This is a genomic window from Pseudomonas sp. MOIL14HWK12:I1, from assembly GCF_000510705.1.
GTDB classification, from domain to species: domain Bacteria; phylum Pseudomonadota; class Gammaproteobacteria; order Pseudomonadales; family Pseudomonadaceae; genus Chryseomonas; species Chryseomonas oryzihabitans.
Genome location: NZ_KI783308.1, coordinates 529,195 through 544,251, shown reverse-complemented (window position 1 = coordinate 544,251; position 15,057 = coordinate 529,195). Strand labels below are relative to the sequence as shown.

General features: G+C 64.6%; 17 protein-coding genes and 1 tRNA gene. 7 read left to right on the top strand and 11 right to left on the bottom strand.

Going from position 1 to position 15,057, the window contains the following annotated elements; all coding sequences use genetic code 11:
• Positions 1 to 75: 75 nt before the first annotated feature.
• The 3 genes from PSEK12I1_RS0120180 to yghU all read left to right on the top strand — a co-directional run bounded on the left by PSEK12I1_RS0120180 (position 76) and on the right by yghU (position 3,158).
• On the top strand, positions 76 to 1,170 hold the full coding sequence (locus PSEK12I1_RS0120180; protein ID WP_027602725.1) for a GNAT family N-acetyltransferase/peptidase C39 family protein: 1,095 nt from the start codon (positions 76 to 78) through the stop codon (positions 1,168 to 1,170).
• A gap of 66 nt (positions 1,171 to 1,236) precedes the next feature.
• On the top strand, positions 1,237 to 2,139 hold the full coding sequence (locus PSEK12I1_RS0120175; protein WP_027596884.1) for an AraC family transcriptional regulator: 903 nt from the start codon (positions 1,237 to 1,239) through the stop codon (positions 2,137 to 2,139).
• 185 nt (positions 2,140 to 2,324) lie between these two features.
• Complete coding sequence (gene yghU, locus PSEK12I1_RS0120170; protein ID WP_027602724.1) at positions 2,325 to 3,158, top strand: glutathione-dependent disulfide-bond oxidoreductase; 834 nt, start codon at positions 2,325 to 2,327, stop codon at positions 3,156 to 3,158.
• Positions 3,159 to 3,197: 39 nt separating this feature from the next.
• Here yghU and PSEK12I1_RS0120165 read toward each other — a convergent pair whose 3' ends face one another.
• Positions 3,198 to 4,589 carry a CoA transferase gene (locus PSEK12I1_RS0120165; protein ID WP_027602723.1) on the bottom strand — a complete coding sequence of 464 codons (1,392 nt, stop codon included), beginning with the start codon at positions 4,587 to 4,589 and terminating at the stop codon, positions 3,198 to 3,200.
• Between the two features lie 162 nt (positions 4,590 to 4,751).
• Here PSEK12I1_RS0120165 and PSEK12I1_RS0120160 point away from each other — a divergent pair, with 162 nt between their 5' ends.
• From PSEK12I1_RS0120160 to PSEK12I1_RS0120150, 3 genes are all read left to right on the top strand, one after another.
• On the top strand, positions 4,752 to 5,795 hold the full coding sequence (locus tag PSEK12I1_RS0120160) for an SDR family oxidoreductase (protein ID WP_027602722.1): 1,044 nt from the start codon (positions 4,752 to 4,754) through the stop codon (positions 5,793 to 5,795).
• 85 nt (positions 5,796 to 5,880) lie between these two features.
• Positions 5,881 to 6,420 carry a thioredoxin domain-containing protein gene (locus PSEK12I1_RS0120155; RefSeq protein ID WP_027602721.1) on the top strand — a complete coding sequence of 180 codons (540 nt, stop codon included), beginning with the start codon at positions 5,881 to 5,883 and terminating at the stop codon, positions 6,418 to 6,420.
• Between the two features lie 113 nt (positions 6,421 to 6,533).
• On the top strand, positions 6,534 to 6,971 hold the full coding sequence (locus PSEK12I1_RS0120150) for a YqaA family protein (protein ID WP_027602720.1): 438 nt from the start codon (positions 6,534 to 6,536) through the stop codon (positions 6,969 to 6,971).
• Positions 6,972 to 7,047: 76 nt separating this feature from the next.
• On the opposite strand, the gene PSEK12I1_RS0120145 is transcribed toward PSEK12I1_RS0120150, so the two are convergent.
• The 3 genes from PSEK12I1_RS0120145 to PSEK12I1_RS0120135 form a co-directional block, all read right to left on the bottom strand.
• Positions 7,048 to 7,821, bottom strand: a complete 774-nt coding sequence (locus PSEK12I1_RS0120145; RefSeq protein ID WP_027602719.1) for a 6-hydroxymethylpterin diphosphokinase MptE-like protein — start codon at positions 7,819 to 7,821, stop codon at positions 7,048 to 7,050.
• Between the two features lie 530 nt (positions 7,822 to 8,351).
• Positions 8,352 to 8,750, bottom strand: a complete 399-nt coding sequence (gene uraH, locus PSEK12I1_RS0120140) for a hydroxyisourate hydrolase (RefSeq protein ID WP_027602718.1) — start codon at positions 8,748 to 8,750, stop codon at positions 8,352 to 8,354.
• Positions 8,751 to 8,761: 11 nt separating this feature from the next.
• Positions 8,762 to 9,238 (bottom strand): heme-binding protein, encoded by a 477-nt coding sequence (locus tag PSEK12I1_RS0120135; RefSeq protein WP_027602717.1) that lies wholly within the window; start codon positions 9,236 to 9,238, stop codon positions 8,762 to 8,764.
• A gap of 292 nt (positions 9,239 to 9,530) precedes the next feature.
• Between PSEK12I1_RS0120135 and PSEK12I1_RS24455 the strand changes: the two genes are divergently transcribed.
• The gene (locus PSEK12I1_RS24455; RefSeq protein WP_081737454.1) at positions 9,531 to 9,782 is read left to right on the top strand and encodes a hypothetical protein; all 252 of its coding nucleotides are present in this window, start codon (positions 9,531 to 9,533) and stop codon (positions 9,780 to 9,782) included.
• Between the two features lie 404 nt (positions 9,783 to 10,186).
• Here PSEK12I1_RS24455 and PSEK12I1_RS0120125 read toward each other — a convergent pair.
• The 7 genes from PSEK12I1_RS0120125 to rpmI all read right to left on the bottom strand — a co-directional run bounded on the left by PSEK12I1_RS0120125 (position 10,187) and on the right by rpmI (position 15,050).
• Positions 10,187 to 10,263: transfer RNA gene (locus PSEK12I1_RS0120125), tRNA-Pro, on the bottom strand.
• Positions 10,264 to 10,327: 64 nt separating this feature from the next.
• Complete coding sequence (locus PSEK12I1_RS0120120; RefSeq protein ID WP_007159195.1) at positions 10,328 to 10,687, bottom strand: MerR family transcriptional regulator; 360 nt, start codon at positions 10,685 to 10,687, stop codon at positions 10,328 to 10,330.
• On the bottom strand, positions 10,668 to 10,970 hold the full coding sequence (gene ihfA, locus PSEK12I1_RS0120115) for an integration host factor subunit alpha (RefSeq protein WP_007159196.1): 303 nt from the start codon (positions 10,968 to 10,970) through the stop codon (positions 10,668 to 10,670). Before ihfA ends, PSEK12I1_RS0120120 begins: the two co-directional genes overlap by 20 nt.
• 3 nt (positions 10,971 to 10,973) lie before the next feature.
• Positions 10,974 to 13,352 carry a phenylalanine--tRNA ligase subunit beta gene (gene pheT / locus PSEK12I1_RS0120110; RefSeq protein WP_027602716.1) on the bottom strand — a complete coding sequence of 793 codons (2,379 nt, stop codon included), beginning with the start codon at positions 13,350 to 13,352 and terminating at the stop codon, positions 10,974 to 10,976.
• An 18-nt stretch (positions 13,353 to 13,370) separates the two neighbouring features.
• On the bottom strand, positions 13,371 to 14,372 hold the full coding sequence (pheS, locus tag PSEK12I1_RS0120105; RefSeq protein ID WP_017638834.1) for a phenylalanine--tRNA ligase subunit alpha: 1,002 nt from the start codon (positions 14,370 to 14,372) through the stop codon (positions 13,371 to 13,373).
• 96 nt (positions 14,373 to 14,468) lie between these two features.
• Positions 14,469 to 14,825, bottom strand: coding sequence for a 50S ribosomal protein L20 (rplT, locus tag PSEK12I1_RS0120100; RefSeq protein ID WP_007159199.1), 357 nt, complete (start codon positions 14,823 to 14,825; stop codon positions 14,469 to 14,471).
• Between the two features lie 30 nt (positions 14,826 to 14,855).
• A complete protein-coding gene (gene rpmI, locus PSEK12I1_RS0120095; RefSeq protein WP_007159200.1) occupies positions 14,856 to 15,050 on the bottom strand; it encodes a 50S ribosomal protein L35 in 195 nt (64 codons plus the stop codon).
• Positions 15,051 to 15,057 lie beyond the last annotated feature (7 nt).

Here is a 15,057-nt window from a genome sequence, read left to right as displayed (position 1 = left end):
GTTGTAACGCGGGTGCTATTAACCGTTGCTTAACCATGCCAGGCTGCCCGATCTGCTCCAGGAGAATCCTTCGCGATGAGTTTCATGCTCAGGCCCGCCGGGCTGGACGATCTGGCGGCGCTGGTCGATCTGGAAGCCCGCTGCTTCAGCTATGACCGCCTTTCCCGGCGCAATTTCCACTACATGCTCACCCGTGCGAACGCGGTCCTGATCCTGGCGGAAAATGACCTCCAGGTGGCGGGCTACGCCCTGGTGCTGTTCCACCAGAACACCTCGCTGGCGCGGCTCTATTCCATCGCCGTCGATCCCGAGGCCCGCGGTCATCGCCTGGGCCAGCGCCTGCTGGAGGCTGCCGAAGCCGAGGCGGTGGAGCGCGACTGCGCCTACCTGCGCCTGGAGGTCCGGCCGGACAACGCCGCCGCCATCGCCCTTTACGAGCGCAACGGCTATCTGCCCTTCGCCACGGTGGAGGACTATTACGAAGACCACAGTCAGGCGCTGCGCTTCGAGAAGCGCATCCGTCAGCCGCGCGAAGGCCAGGCCCGCCCGGTGCCCTTCTATCGCCAGACCACCGATTTCACCTGTGGCCCGGCCAGTCTGCTGATGGCCATGGGCGCCCTGCAGCCGGGCCGCCCGCTGGAACGGCGCGAGGAACTGCGGCTGTGGCGCGAAGCCACCACCATCTACATGACCGCCGGCCACGGCGGCTGCGGCCCCCATGGCCTGGCCCTGGCCGCGCTGCGCCGGGGCTTCAAGGTCACGCTGCAGGTCAATACCCGGGGGCCCCTGTTTCTCGACGGCGTGCGCAGCGAGGAAAAGAAGGAGGTGATGCGTCTGGTGCACGAGGACTTCAGCGCCGAGGTCAAGCAGTCGCCCATCGAGCGCCTCTACCGGACGCGCCTGGACATCGCCCACTGGGTCGACCAGGGCGCCTTTCCGCTGGTGCTGATCAGCTCCTTCCGCCTGACCAAGGCCAAGGGGCCGCACTGGGTGCTGGTCACCGACTGCGACGAGGATTTCGTCTACCTGCACGATCCCGATGTCGACCACAGCCAGCATCGCCGCGAACTGGATTGCCAGCACATCCCCGTGTCCCACGCCGAGTTCGACAAGATGAGCCGCTTCGGCCGCGGCAAGCTGCGCGCGGCGGTGATCCTGCGCACCGGCTGAACCCGGGGTTGTACTGGGCGTCGAACAGGGCCACGATCAAGGCCAACAAGAACGACGGGGCGGTCCATGAGTCAGTCCTTGCGCAAGCGCAATCCCTCCTACGAATTGATGGAGGACCTGAGCGGTCACTCGGTGATCTACCGGGAGCATGGTTTTCCCTGCCCGCTGGTGCGCTGGCATTTCCACAAGGAATACGAGCTGCACCTGATCGTGGCCAGTTCGGGGACCGCCTTCATCGGCGACTACATCGGCAACTTCTATCCGGGCAGCCTGTTCCTTACCGGGCCGCACCTGCCGCACAACTGGATCAGCCGCGTCGCCGAGGGCGAGGTGGTGGCCAAGCGCGACATGCTGGTCAACTTCACCAACGAGACGGTGGACAACGCCACGGCGGTGTTTCCCGAACTCAGCGGCCTGGCGCCGCTGCTGGAACGCGCCCGCTACGGCATCGAATTCCAGGATCCGCAGCTGATCGCTCGCGCCGAGGCCTTGCTGCAACAGATCTCCGAGAGCGGCGGCGCCACCCGTCTCGGTCATTTCCTGGTACTGATGGAGGCACTGGCCACCTCGGAGCGCTACCAGCTGCTGTCCGGCAGCGTCGAGCCGGCCACGGCCAGCGAACAGGCGGTGGATCGCACCAACCGAGCGCTGAATTTCATCTTCGATCACTACCAGCGTGACTTCACCCAGGAGGAAGTGGCCGAACACCTGGGCATGACGCCCACCTATTTCTCGCGCTTCTTCCGCCAGGCCACCGGTCGCACCTTCGTCGAATTCGTCAACAGCCTGCGCATCAGCAAGGCCTGCGAGATGCTCTCCCACAGCAGCATGCCGGTCACCGACATCTGCTTCGAGGCCGGCTTCAACAACATCTCCAACTTCAATCGACGCTTCCACCAACTCAAGGGCATGACCCCACGTCAGTACCGCACCCTGACGGTACAGCGGCTGACCGAGCAGAACGCCTGAACGACCTGTCGCGTCTCGGTCCTGCGGCGTCGAGCGGGTCTGTGATCAGCAACCGTCCTTGAGCCCTGCTGTCGTGTGAATGCGCGACAGTGTTTATCGCCAGCTTGCGAGCCATTGAACAGACCGGACGCAAAGTTCGGTTATGATCGAACTACCAACCCTTGCCGACTGAGGCCAGTGCCACCATGACCGAATCCTATACCCCCCCACGCGTCTGGACCCCCACCACCTCCGGCGGCAACTTCGCCAGCATCAACCGTCCCATTGCCGGCCCGACCCACGACAAGGAACTGCCGGTCGGCGAGCATCCCTTCCAGCTGTATTCCCTGGGCACGCCCAACGGCATGAAGGTGACCATCCTGCTGGAGGAATTGCTGGCGGCCGGACATGCCGACGCCGAATACGACGCCTGGCTGATCCGCATCAGCGAAGGCGAGCAGTTTTCCAGCGGCTTCGTCGAGATCAATCCGAATTCCAAGATCCCGGCCCTGGTGGATCGCCGCGGCGCCGAGCCGCTACGCGTCTTCGAGTCCGGTGCCATCCTGCTCTATCTCGCCGACAGCTTTGGCGCCTTCATCCCGAAGGATCACGCCGGTCGCACCGAAACCCTGAACTGGCTGTTCTGGCAGATGGGCTCGGCGCCCTTCCTGGGCGGCGGCTTCGGCCATTTCTACGCCTATGCGCCGGAAAAGCTCGAGTACCCCATCAACCGCTATGCCATGGAAGCCAAGCGCCAACTCGATGTGCTCGATCGCCTGCTGGCCGAGCGCACCTATGTGGCCGGCGAGGAGTACGGCATCGCCGACATCGCCATCTGGAGCTGGTACGGCAACCTGGTGCTGGGGCAGCTGTACAACGCCGCGGAGTTTCTCTCCGTGCAGGAGTACAGCCACGTCCAGCGCTGGGCCCAGGCCATCGCCGCCCGGCCGGCGGTGCAGCGCGGCCGGCGGGTCAATCGCACCTGGGGCGAGCCGGGCGAGCAACTGGCCGAGCGGCATTCGGCCAGCGATTTCACCTGATCCGGCAGAGCGGACGGCGGCGGCATCTCTCCGTCGCCGCTAGCGACTCCAGTCCGCGGTGGCGGAGCCGAGTCGTGTCGCGGGGCGTTGCCACTGCAGCTCGACCCCGCCGATCCTCAGCGGCGACCGCAAGCGCAGCGCCGGCCCCCAGGCGGTCGGCTCTTGCGTCTCGCCATAGTCGCCCTCCTCCGGCCCTCCATACGCCGGACCACCACTCGCGCCCGGTCGCTCGGTCAGTAGTACGGCGGTACGGGCAAGGGACAGTCGCGCCGTCATAGCTCGCCGCTCCCGCTGACGCAGCGCCAGCCCGCGAAGGGCGGCGGCCGCCATGAGGTAGCCGGTAGCATGATCGAGCGCCTGCACCGGCAAGGGCACCGGCTGCTCACCGCCCTGCCACTCACGACCCGCTGCGGCGATACCACAGGACATCTGCACCAGGCTGTCGTAGCCCCGACGGAGCGCCCAGGGACCGCTCCAGCCATAGGCGCAGAGCGAAATATCGATCAGCCCGGGATTCGCCGCGCGACGTGCAGCGACGCCGTAGCCCAGTCGCTCCAGCGCATCGGCGCGATAGCCGTGGACCAGGATGTCTGCCAAGGTCAGCAGCGCCTCGAATCGCTGGCGATCGGCGGGCCGCCTGAGGTCCAGTCGCGCGCAGCGCTTGCCCAGGGTCACCTCGGGTGCCTGGGCCGGTTCGTCCCAGTCGGGCGGATCGATCCGCAGCACCTCGGCGCCCAGCCCGGCCAGCAGGCGGGTGGCGATCGGCCCGGCGAGGATGCGGGTCAGGTCGAGGACGCGGATGCCCTGCAACGGACGCTGTGGATCGGGCCGCCAATTGCTGGCGATATCCGCGACTGTCCATTCCTGAGCGATCAGGGGTTCGGCGCCAACGGCCTGCCCCTGGGGATGCGCCTGCCACTCCGCCTGGGTGCGCAGCTTCGCCGCGCAGCCGCCCGCCGCGACGATGGCCGTCTCCAGGTCTTCGCCGGACCCGCCCGCCATGGCCTGAGCCACGGCGTCATGGCTATTGGCGCAGCCCAGCACGGCCAGGGCGCGCTCCCGGTGATGAGGTGCATTGGCGTGCAACCGTAGCCAGCCGTCGCGGGTACGGTAGTCGCCGGTGATGGGGTCCCAGACGGCGGGCAATTCCCAGCCCAGGGGACGCAGGGATGTCTTGAACCAGGCCCCGGCCAGGTGCCGGTCCACCTGCACCGGCAATCCGAGGGCTCCTTCGGCCAGCAGGTCGGCGGCGGCCAGGCCGGCGACCCCGATCGCCGCCGTGGCGAGGTCGCTGACCGGAAAGCCGGAGGCCAGGCTGTCGTTGCCCCGGACCTGCAGGTTTGCCGCCTGGGCGGCAGACAGATCCAGGGCGGTGACGAGTTCGCCGAGCAGGGATTGAAAGACGGCAGGCGTACGGGACGGATGGGTCAAGGCGCGGTCCTCCGCGGCAGTAGGCAGTGCTCTCACAGTAGCCCTGCTTGCGCGAGCAGGACACCGACTTTCGTCCACCTACCGTCCAGCCCGACACGGGGACAAATCGCCCTCTGCCTGGGTCTCCCCTCCATCAGCCCACCCACGCTATCGGGAGACCCCATGACCGAACGACAGCTACTCATCGCCGGCGCCAGCGGCATCATCGGCCAGGCCGTGCTGGAAGCCTTCGCCAACGCCGGCTGGTCCATCACCACCGTCGGCCGCTCGCGACAGGCACCCAGTCGCTTTCCGCACCTGACCGCCGACCTGCTGGACCCGGCCAGCCTGGCCGCGGCCAAGGCCCATCTCGCCGGTGTGACCCATCTCTTCTACAGCGCCCTCAAGCCCAACCCTGACCCGGGCGTCGAGGCGGACGAAAACGCCGCCATGCTGGAGAACCTGGTCGCCGCAGTGCGTAGCGCTGGCGCGCCTCTGGCCCGCATCACCTTCGTCCAGGGCGGCAAGATCTATGGCGCCCACCTGGGGGTGTACAAGACCCCAGCCCGCGAGGATGACAGCCGCCACTTCCCGCCCAACCTCTATTTCCGCCATGAAGACTTCGTGCGCAGCCTGGAGGCCGACGGCATCCGGTGGACCGCCCTGCGCCCCGACATCGTTATCGGCCACTCGCTGGGCTCGGCCATGAACCTGGGCAACCTGATCGGTCTCTACGGTGCCCTGTGCAAGGCGACCGGTACCGCCATGCAATTCCCCGGAACGGAGCAGGCCTATCGCGGCGCTTTGGTCAACGTCACGGCCGCGCCGCTGCTGGGTGAAGCCGCGGTCTGGGCCGCCGAAGAGCAGCGCGATGGCGCCTTCAATCTCACCAACGGCGATGTCTTTCGCTGGAGTCACGTCTGGCCACAGCTGGCCGACTGGTTCGGGCTGGACGTCGGCGAGCCGCAACCCATCTCCCTGGCTCAGCGCCTGACCGCCCTGAAGCCGGTCTGGCAGGCGCTGGCGCAAGGGGAAGGACTGGCCGAGGCCGATCCCGAGCGGATCGCGCCCGGGGCCTTCGGCGACTTCATCTTTCATGTCGAGAAGGATGCCATCTTCGATGTGACCAAGGCGCGGCAGGCCGGCTTCGGGCGGATGATGCTGAGATCGGACGAAGTCCTGCTCGCGCACCTGGAGGACATGCGTCGGCGGCGACTGATTCCCTGAGGCATCCCGCTTCGTCCCGGGTGCGGGAAAACGCCCGGGACGACGTGCGGTCTCAACCCCAACGTCTCGCCATTGGAGTTCTACCTTGTACGCCGACACCCTCACATGGGGCCATGGCCCCCGCACCTTCGAAGTCTTTCTCGAGCCCACCTGCCCCTTTTCGGTCAAAGCCTTCAACAAGCTGGACGACCTGCTGGCCCAGGCCGGACCGGACCGCATCACCCTGAAGATCCGCCTGCAATCCCAGCCCTGGCACCTGTTCTCCGGCGTCGTGGTGCGCTGCGTGCTGGCCGCCGCCACCCTCGATGGCGGCAAGGAGAGCGCCAAGGCGGTGCTGGCAGCGGTCGCCGCCCATCGCGAGGAATTCGAGTTCAAGGATCACGCCACGGGACCCAATCGCGACGCCACGCCCAATGACATCATTGCGCGGCTGGAAGGCTACAGCGGCCTGGCCCTGGCCGATGCCTTCGCCAATCCGGACCTGCAGCACGCCGTCAAGTGGCACTGCAAGTACGCCCGGCAGAACGGCATCCACGTCTCGCCGACCTTCATGATCGATGGCCTGGTGCAGCCTGATATCAGTAGCGGGGATTCGGTCGCGGACTGGCTCGCGCGGCTGGAGTGAGCGCCGGGGCTCAGGATCGCGAGGAGGCATAGTCCGGTCCCTCGCGCTATGCTCCGCGGCGTCCCCTCGACCCGAGACAGCCTCCTCATGGCCTGCCCTGCTGGAGCTCCATCCTGGAAGCCCTGAGCGTCTACCTGGGCCTGGCCGCCCTCGCCTTTGGCGCGGCCACCCTGTTGCCCCTGCAATCGGAAGCGGCCCTCGCCGGGCTGCTGCTCACCGAGCGCTATGCCACGCCCCTCCTGCTGCTGGCCGCGACACTGGGCAATGTCGCCGGCTCGACGCTGAACTGGTGGCTGGGTACCCATCTCGAACGCTTTCGCCAACGCCGCTGGTTTCCAGTGTCGGCGGAGCGCCTGGCGCGTATCCAGGCGGCCTATCAGCGCTGGGGCTGGTGGTCACTGCTGCTCAGCTGGACACCCGTGATCGGCGATCCCCTGACCCTGGTGGCCGGGGTGATGCGCGAACCCCTGTGGCGCTTTCTAGTGGTGGTGACCCTGGCCAAGGCCACGCGCTACGCCGTGGTCTGGGGTCTTACCCTGGGCTGGCAGTGATCGAGCGCAGCAGCCAAAGGTCCGGCGGTCCCTGCCATCCAGACCTTTCGATGCGCTACCGAAACATCGAGCGCGCTCAACCGGCCTGACGGGTGCGCTGGCCCAACCAGCCCGCCTCGACGGCGGCCAGGTCGGCGCGTGGGATGAGTTGCGCAGGAATACAGCTGCAGCGCGACAGATTGAAGACCTGACGGCCCGCGGCGGTCATGACGTCCTGCATGACCTTGAGCCCCGGCAGGATACGGTTGTGCAGATGCTCGTCCAGACCACAGGGCGATCTCGCGTCCGCGCCGCCTTCGTAGAAGCGTGGAGCTCGGGCATTGAGGTCGACACCGGCCAGATAGATCCGGGTAAAGCCCAGGTGATAGGCCAGCTGCAGCGCGATGAAGGCAACGGTCCGGACATCGAAGATGCCGTAGTCCATGTCCCGGCTGAAGCCGATGTCGCGCGCTCGGCGACTGAGCAGGGTGAGGGTACGTTCGGCCTGGTCGCGCTCGAGTCCGAGGTAGTGTTCCAGCCGGGTACTGGGCGCTCGTTTCAACGCGTGAGCCTTGGCCTGCCGGCTTTCCGCCAGGCTTTCGATCGCCGTCGGCCACAATGCCAGCCGCTGCGCCTGCTCGAGCCCGTATTCATAGAGCTCAGGTTGCTGCTCGGCAAAGCTCAGGTCGCTGCAGACGTAAAAGAGCGGACGGATGCCGCTCCCGCTCAGCTTGGCGATGGCACCGTTCATGGTGATGATCGGCACATCCTGCCAGACGTCCAGGTTGAGTTCGGCAGCCGAAGGTCCGGAGGCCAGCAGGAGCACCGGGCCCCGTTGACTGTTACGCAGGGGCGCGAAGTCCTGGCTCACAGCGGCGAGCCACCTGGACGCGCGTCATCAAGGACCTTGGACAGGCGGTTTGAAAGCTGCTCGAGTGGCATACCACCAGCTCCCTATACGGCAATGACGAAGGTTATTAGTCATACATATTCAACGGCGCCGATAAAAAAGTAACCGGGCACCCTCATGAATGACGCCATCAACGCTACGTTTTGCCGCTTAGGACTCACTTAAGGGGCCCGTACCGAATGAGGCACTCATAGCAATTAGAAGACTTGTCCGTGAGCCAGCAGGAGTCGAGGCGGCCCAGGGCCTGGAACGATCCGAAGATCCGCCCTACCCCCACCGACATCGCGGACGACCTATTACCCCTTAGCGGAGATGCCGCTCCTATGCTCAGGAATACCGCGCGGAGGGGCGCCATTCCTGCAGAGCCTCGACCGCTCGCGAATGGCCCTCACCAAGCATGGCAGGGTCACAGGGCTGGAATTTGCCGCCAACCGCACTGTGCCTGCACGAGCGCGGTGGACAGGCGCGCGGACTGACGCCTCGCCGGCGAACTAGGAGCCGCGGTAGGTGCTGAAGCCATAGGGGCTGAGCAACAGCGGGATATGGTAGTGCTGCTCCGGCTGGGTGACGTCGAACACCACTGGGATCTCGGGGAAGAAGGCGCTGCGGCCCTGCTGGCGATAGTAGTCGCCGGTCTTGAAGACCACGCGGTATTCCCCCTTCTCGAAGGTCTTTTCCTTGGGAAACAGCGCGGGCACCCGGCCCTGCTCGTTGGTGACCTCTTCCGCCAGCGGCTGCCAGCCCTGCCCCACCTGACGTTCCAGGGTCACATGTACGCCGGCCGACGGCTTGCCGTCTTCCAGGTTGAGCACATGGACACTCAGGGGATTGGGTGCGGCGACCGCGAAGCCGGACAGGGCCAGGCCAGACAACAGAACGAACGTCTTCATGAAAATCTCCTTCAAGGATGGGAGGTGAGGTTGAGGTGTTCAGCGGCCGCCAGCGCACAGCGCTCATCCGCCCCGCCACCGCCGGCACCGGCGATGCCCAGGGCGCCGACCAGCTGGTCGCCTTCGTAGAGGGGGATGCCACCGCCCAGCAGCAGCAATTCGGGCAGGGTGACGAGATTGGCCGCGTCCGGGTTCTGCCGGGCACGCTCGGCCAGCGCCTGCGAGGGGGTACGGGTGGACAGCGCGGTGAACGCCTTGCGCCGCGCCGCCTCGGCGTTGTGCGGCCCGACGCGGGTATCGCGTTGCAGGAGGATCAGTTGACCGCTGCGGTCGAGCACCGCCAGCGCGGCGCTGCAGGGCGCGGCCTGTGCCAGTCGCTGCGCGGCAGCAAGGTCGAGATCGGGATGCTGCGGCAGCGCCGCCTGCGCCTGACCGAGCAAGGCAGCGCCCAGCAGCGTGACGGTTAGGGAAGAAAGAAAGCGCGACATGATTGGAGGTCCAGGAGATGACCTCGCCAAATTATCCTGATCGTTCGGTCAGGAACGGGTACTGCGGGATGACAATTTTGTCAGAGGGATCAGCGGGATAGCTGTGCTTACAGTGCTACCTCACCTCTAACCTTCTGCCCACCGCGCCTCTCACGCCAGAGGCGCCGCATTGCGATATTTACGCATGACTCAGAGGGTGGCCCGCGGCTCAGGCAGCTCACCGGCAGCCCTTTCATAGGCACTGGTCATCCCAACGATTGTCACAACCTCTGCATACTTATGAGGAGACCACATGGCTATCAATGCAGAACTCAAAGCTGAAATCCTGCGCCGGCTGTATCACTCGCATCCAGAAGGCCTGGGTAACGAAATTCTCGATAATCATTACGGCGAAGAGGCCGTCATGGATGTGCTTCAGGACCTGCAACAGCATGGACTCATCCAGAAAGGCCATCTTTCGGTAGACACTCAAGGACAGCGCGCTCTGACGCTGCCCGTAAAGCTGACGTCCGCTGGAGCGGATGTAGCAAAGGACGTTGAGTGATCAGAAGGGCCCAACGCTATCGTTGGGCCCTTCGCCATAAGGCGTGCTGATTCAGCAAGAGCGACTTATCAAAAATGACCGGCTACCTGAACGCAGCACGGGTCCGGGGATACTTCCTAACTTGGCATCGACGGTAGTTAGGCTGCAGCAGAGAAAACAAGGTATCGGCAGACGCAGCAACACCAAGCCTCAAGAGTTTTTCTGCACTGTACGGACCGCGTCCAGATTTAGCAGAACTCGCTGCGTCCACAAGGTCGGCTTGGCTACCAGCCGCTAACTTTAACTCAGAACTGGATTCTGGTTGGGCTCAAGCGGGATCGTCATCTGATTTTGCTTGGATTTTGATTGGAGCCCAGAAACGAAAAAGGCCCAAGCCACTAAGTGCTTGAGCCTTCTCGTTAATTTGGTCGGGACGGAGTGATTCGAACACTCGACCCCTTGCACCCCATGCAAGTGCGCTACCAGGCTGCGCTACGCCCCGACTGTGTTCCTCTAGGGAACGGCGTGCATCTTACTGCAACACTTTGATTAATGGAAGCTTTTTTTCACTTCTTCAGTACGACGAGGACTTCTTCGAGTTCGCTGATCATCTGGCGGATGAGCTGGTGGTACTGCGAACCCTCATCGCGGGTCTCGTCGCCCTGGGTGAGGCGTTGGCGCGCCCCGCCGATGGTGAACCCTTCGTTGTACAGCAGCGAGCGGATCTGGCGGATCATCAGCACGTCATGGCGCTGGTAGTAGCGCCGGTTACCGCGGCGCTTCACCGGGTTCAGCTGGGGAAATTCCTGTTCCCAGTAGCGCAGCACGTGCGGTTTGACCAGGCAGAGATCGCTCACCTCACCGATGGTGAAGTAGCGCTTGCCCGGTATGACCGGCAGCTCGTCGTTATGACTTGGTTCCAGCATAGGCCTCGACCCTGGCTTTCAGTTTCTGCCCGGGGCGGAAGGTCACCACACGGCGCGCCGTGATGGGTATCTCCTCCCCTGTCTTGGGATTGCGTCCGGGGCGCTGGCGCTTGTCGCGCAGGTCGAAGTTGCCGAAACCGGACAACTTGACCTGCTCGTTGCTTTCGAGCGCATGACGAATTTCTTCGAAGAACAGTTCGACCAATTCCTTGGCTTCACGTTTGTTCAGACCGAGCTCTTCAAACAGACGTTCGGCCATCTCAGCTTTCGTCAGGGCCCCCATGCGCTATTTCCTTAAGGTGGCGTTGAACCTTCTTTCCAGAGAAACGAGGATTTTCTGCGTCGTTTCGTTGACTTCTTCATCGGTTAATGTGCGCGATGGATGTTGCAAGGTCAAGCCGATGGCGACGCTTTTTCTATGTGGATCAATGCCTTTGCCTTGGTAGACGTCGAACAGACGCAGCTCCTTCAGACCTTCTCCGGCGTTTTCACGGATGTCGGCCAGGAGGTCGCCTGCGGCTACGGTTTCGTCCACCACCAGCGCCAGGTCACGCCGCACTTCCGGGAAGCGCGACAGCTCGCCAAAGCGCGGCAGGCTGCCGGTGGTCAGGGCATCCAGCACCAGCTCGAAGAGGAACACCGGACGATCCACGTCCAGTTCGCGCGCCACTTCCGGATGCAGGGCGCCCAGGTAGCCGACTGGCTGCCCTGCCCTTTCGATCAGCGCGGTCTGCCCCGGGTGCAAGGCCGGATGCTCGCCTGCGACGAAGCGGAAGTCAGAACCCGCACCGGACTGGGCCAGCAGCGCCTCGACATCGGCCTTGACGTCGAAGAAGTCCACCGCCTCACGACCGGACGACCAGCTCTCCGGCAGACGCGAACCGCACACGGCGCCAGCCAGTACGTTTTCCTGTACCAGGCCTTCCAGCTGACCGACGAATCTCAGACCCGACTCGAACAGCCGAACGCGGTCCTGCTGGCGGTTGAGGTTGTATTGCACGGCCTTGACCAGACCGGGCCACAGCGACGAGCGCATGGCGGCCATGTCGGTGGAGATGGGATTGGCCAGCATCACCGGCTGCGCCTCAGGGGCGAACAGACGGAAGGTCTTTTCGTCGATGAAGCTGTAGGTGATGGCTTCTTGGTAGCCGCGGGCCACCAGCAGGCGACGCAGCTGGCTCAGCTCGCCCTTGCTCTCGGGTAGGGGCTGCGGGGCCAGGCGCGCCTGGGGGAAGCGGATCGGCAGCTGGTTGTAGCCATAGAGGCGCGCCAGCTCTTCGATCAGATCCACTTCGATGCTGATGTCGAAACGGTGGCTGGGCACGCCCACCTGCCAGCGACCGGCTTCCAGGCGCGCCACGGCCAGACCCAGGCCGCTGAGCAGCCGCTCGACCTGGGCATCGTCCAGGGTCAGACCCAGGACGCGCTCGATGCGCTCCGCGCGCAGCAGAATCGGCTCGACCTGCGGCAGGTGCTCGGCACTCACCGCCTCGATCACCGGACCCGGCTCACCGCCGACGATGTCCAGCAGCAGGCGGGTCGCGCGCTCCATGGCCTTGCGCGCCAGCTCGAAGTCCACGCCCCGCTCGAAGCGGTGGGATGAATCGGTGTGCAGGCCGTAGGAACGGGCCTTGCCGGCCACGGCGATGGTGTCGAAGAAGGCGCTTTCCAGGAACAGGTCACGGGTACCGGCAGCAACGCCGCTGTGCTCGCCACCCATGACGCCGGCGATGGCCAGGGCACGTTCGTGGTCGGCGATCACCAGGGTGTCGTTGCGCAGTTCGATGTCCTGGCCATCCAGCAGCACCAGGCGTTCGCCGGCATCGGCCAGGCGCACGCGGATGCCGCCCTTGATCTGGTCCAGATCGAAGGCATGCATGGGCTGACCCAGTTCGAGCATCACGTAGTTGGTGACGTCGACGGCGGCGTCGATGCTGCGCACGCCACTGCGGCGCAGACGCTCGACCATCCAGTCCGGGGTCGGGCGGGACAGGTCGACGTTCTTCACTACGCGACCCAGGTAGCGCGGGCAGGCCTGGGGAGCCAGCACCTCGACCGGACGGGTTTCCTGGTGCGTAGCCGCTACGGCCTCGACCTGCAGCGGCTCGACCGCGGCGTTGTACAGGGCACCCACTTCCCGCGCCAGACCGGCGATGGACAGGCAGTCGCCACGGTTGGGCGTCAGGTCGACGTCGATGATGGCGTCATCCAACTGCAGGTAGCTGCGGATGCTCTCGCCCACCGGCGCGCCGGCCGGCAGCTCCAGCAGGCCGCTGTCGTCGTCGCTGATCTGCAGTTCGCTGGCCGAGCAGAGCATGCCGTGGGATTCCACGCCGCGCAGCTTGGCCTTCTTGATGGTGAAGTCGCCGGGCAGCGTGGCGCCGACGGTGGCGAAAGGCACCTTAAGGCCCGCGCGCACGTTGGGCGCGCCGCAGACCACCTGGAAGGATTCCTGACCGTTGCTGACCTGGCAGACATTTAGCTTGTCGGCATCGGGATGGCGCTCGACGGAGACCACCTCACCGACGATGACGCCCCGGAAGCTGCCGGCCGCCGCTTCGACGCCGTCCACTTCCAGGCCGGCCATGGACAGCCGGGCAACCAGATCCTCGTGCGTAGCCGCAGGGTTCACCCAGCTACGCAGCCATTGTTCACTGAATTTCATAGGACTCCCGTCTGGCAGCTAGCGGAATTGCGCCAGGAAGCGCAGATCGTTGTCGAAGAAGAGGCGCAGGTCGTTGACCCCGTAGCGCAGCATGGCCAGGCGCTCGGCGCCCATGCCAAAGGCGAAGCCCTGGTACTTCTCCGGATCGATGCCGGCCATGCGCAGGACGTTGGGGTGGACCATGCCGCAGCCCAGCACCTCGAGCCAGCGCGAGGCCGGTTCGCCATCGCGACTCGGGCGGCGAATATCCACCTCGGCCGACGGCTCGGTGAAGGGGAAGTAGGAGGGACGGAAGCGGACTTCCAGCTCTTCCTCGAAGAATTCGCGCAGGAAGGTCACTAGGGTGCTCTTGAGATCGGCGAAGCTGACTTCCTCGTCGATCACCAGGCCTTCGACCTGATGGAACATCGGCGAGTGGGTCTGATCGCTGTCGCAGCGATAGACACGACCCGGGCAGATGATGCGGATCGGCGGCTGCTGGCTCTCCATGGTACGGATCTGCACCGGCGAAGTGTGGGTGCGCAGCAGCATGTTCGCATTGAAGTAGAAGGTGTCGTGCATCGCCCGCGCCGGGTGGTGGCCGGGGATGTTGAGCGCTTCGAAGTTATGGTAGTCGTCTTCGATCTCGGGACCGGTGGCGACGCCATAGCCGATGTTGGCGAACAGACGCTCGATCCGCTCCAGGGTGCGGGTGACCGGGTGCAGGCCACCGGAGGCCTGGCCCCGCCCGGGCAGGGTCACGTCGATGCGTTCTGCGGCAAGGCGAGCGGCCAATGCGGCCTGCTCCAGCGTCGCCTTGCGGCTGTTGATTGCGTCCTGGACACGTTCCTTGGCGGCGTTGATCAGCGCGCCAGCCTGGGGACGCTCCTCAGCGGTGAGGTGGCCCAGGGTCTTCATGATCTGGGTCAGCTCACCCTTCTTGCCCAGGTAATTGACCCGGAGCTGTTCCAGGGCATTGGTGTCTTCGGTGTGCCGCACGGCCTCCAGTGCTTGGGAGACCAGCGCATCCAGGTTTTCCATCTAGGGACTCCAGATACAAAATAGGGGAAGAGCTATGAGGCTCTTCCCCTATTGATAACGTTGCTTCGCGCCAGAGGCGCGAGATTGCCGGGGGGCTTAAGCCAGCGAAGCTTTAGCTTTCTCGACAATCGCAGCAAACGCCGCTTTTTCGTTCACGGCCAGATCGGCCAGTACCTTGCGGTCGATCTCGATGGCCGCTTTCTTCAAGCCGGCGATCAGACGGCTGTAGGACAGACCGTTGATACGAGCACCAGCGTTGATACGAGCGATCCACAGAGCGCGGAACTGACGCTTCTTCTGACGGCGGTCACGGTAGGCGTATTGGCCTGCCTTGATTACCGCTTGCTTAGCGACGCGGAAGACGCGCGAACGGGCACCGTAGTAGCCTTTGGCGAGCTTCAGGATTTTCTTGTGACGGCGACGAGCGATGACGCCACGCTTAACACGAGCCATGAGTAACTTCCTCTAGATTCTTGACCAGGATTAACGAAGGCGCAGCATGCGCTCGACCTTTTGGACGTCGGATGCATGCATCAGCGACGTACCGCGCAGCTGACGCTTACGCTTGGTGGTCATCTTGGTCAGAATGTGGCTCTTGAAAGCGTGCTTGTGCTTGATGCCACCAGCAGTTTTCACGAAGCGCTTTGCAGCGCCGCTTTTGGTTTTCATCTTTGGCATGTTCGGA

What these genes read in the sequence shown, in the direction of transcription:
- PSEK12I1_RS0120180 (WP_027602725.1), top strand. Translation starts at nt 76, where the DNA reads ATGAGTTTCATGCTCAGGCCCGCCGGGCTGGACGATCTGGCGGCGCTG.
- PSEK12I1_RS0120175 (WP_027596884.1), top strand. Translation starts at nt 1,237, where the DNA reads ATGAGTCAGTCCTTGCGCAAGCGCAATCCCTCCTACGAATTGATGGAG.
- yghU (WP_027602724.1), top strand. Translation starts at nt 2,325, where the DNA reads ATGACCGAATCCTATACCCCCCCACGCGTCTGGACCCCCACCACCTCC.
- PSEK12I1_RS0120160 (WP_027602722.1), top strand. Translation starts at nt 4,752, where the DNA reads ATGACCGAACGACAGCTACTCATCGCCGGCGCCAGCGGCATCATCGGC.
- uraH (WP_027602718.1), bottom strand. Translation starts at nt 8,750, where the DNA reads ATGAAGACGTTCGTTCTGTTGTCTGGCCTGGCCCTGTCCGGCTTCGCG.
- PSEK12I1_RS0120135 (WP_027602717.1), bottom strand. Translation starts at nt 9,238, where the DNA reads ATGTCGCGCTTTCTTTCTTCCCTAACCGTCACGCTGCTGGGCGCTGCC.
- PSEK12I1_RS24455 (WP_081737454.1), top strand. Translation starts at nt 9,531, where the DNA reads ATGGCTATCAATGCAGAACTCAAAGCTGAAATCCTGCGCCGGCTGTAT.
- PSEK12I1_RS0120120 (WP_007159195.1), bottom strand. Translation starts at nt 10,687, where the DNA reads ATGCTGGAACCAAGTCATAACGACGAGCTGCCGGTCATACCGGGCAAG.
- ihfA (WP_007159196.1), bottom strand. Translation starts at nt 10,970, where the DNA reads ATGGGGGCCCTGACGAAAGCTGAGATGGCCGAACGTCTGTTTGAAGAG.
- pheT (WP_027602716.1), bottom strand. Translation starts at nt 13,352, where the DNA reads ATGAAATTCAGTGAACAATGGCTGCGTAGCTGGGTGAACCCTGCGGCT.
- pheS (WP_017638834.1), bottom strand. Translation starts at nt 14,372, where the DNA reads ATGGAAAACCTGGATGCGCTGGTCTCCCAAGCACTGGAGGCCGTGCGG.
- rplT (WP_007159199.1), bottom strand. Translation starts at nt 14,825, where the DNA reads ATGGCTCGTGTTAAGCGTGGCGTCATCGCTCGTCGCCGTCACAAGAAA.
- rpmI (WP_007159200.1), bottom strand. Translation starts at nt 15,050, where the DNA reads ATGCCAAAGATGAAAACCAAAAGCGGCGCTGCAAAGCGCTTCGTGAAA.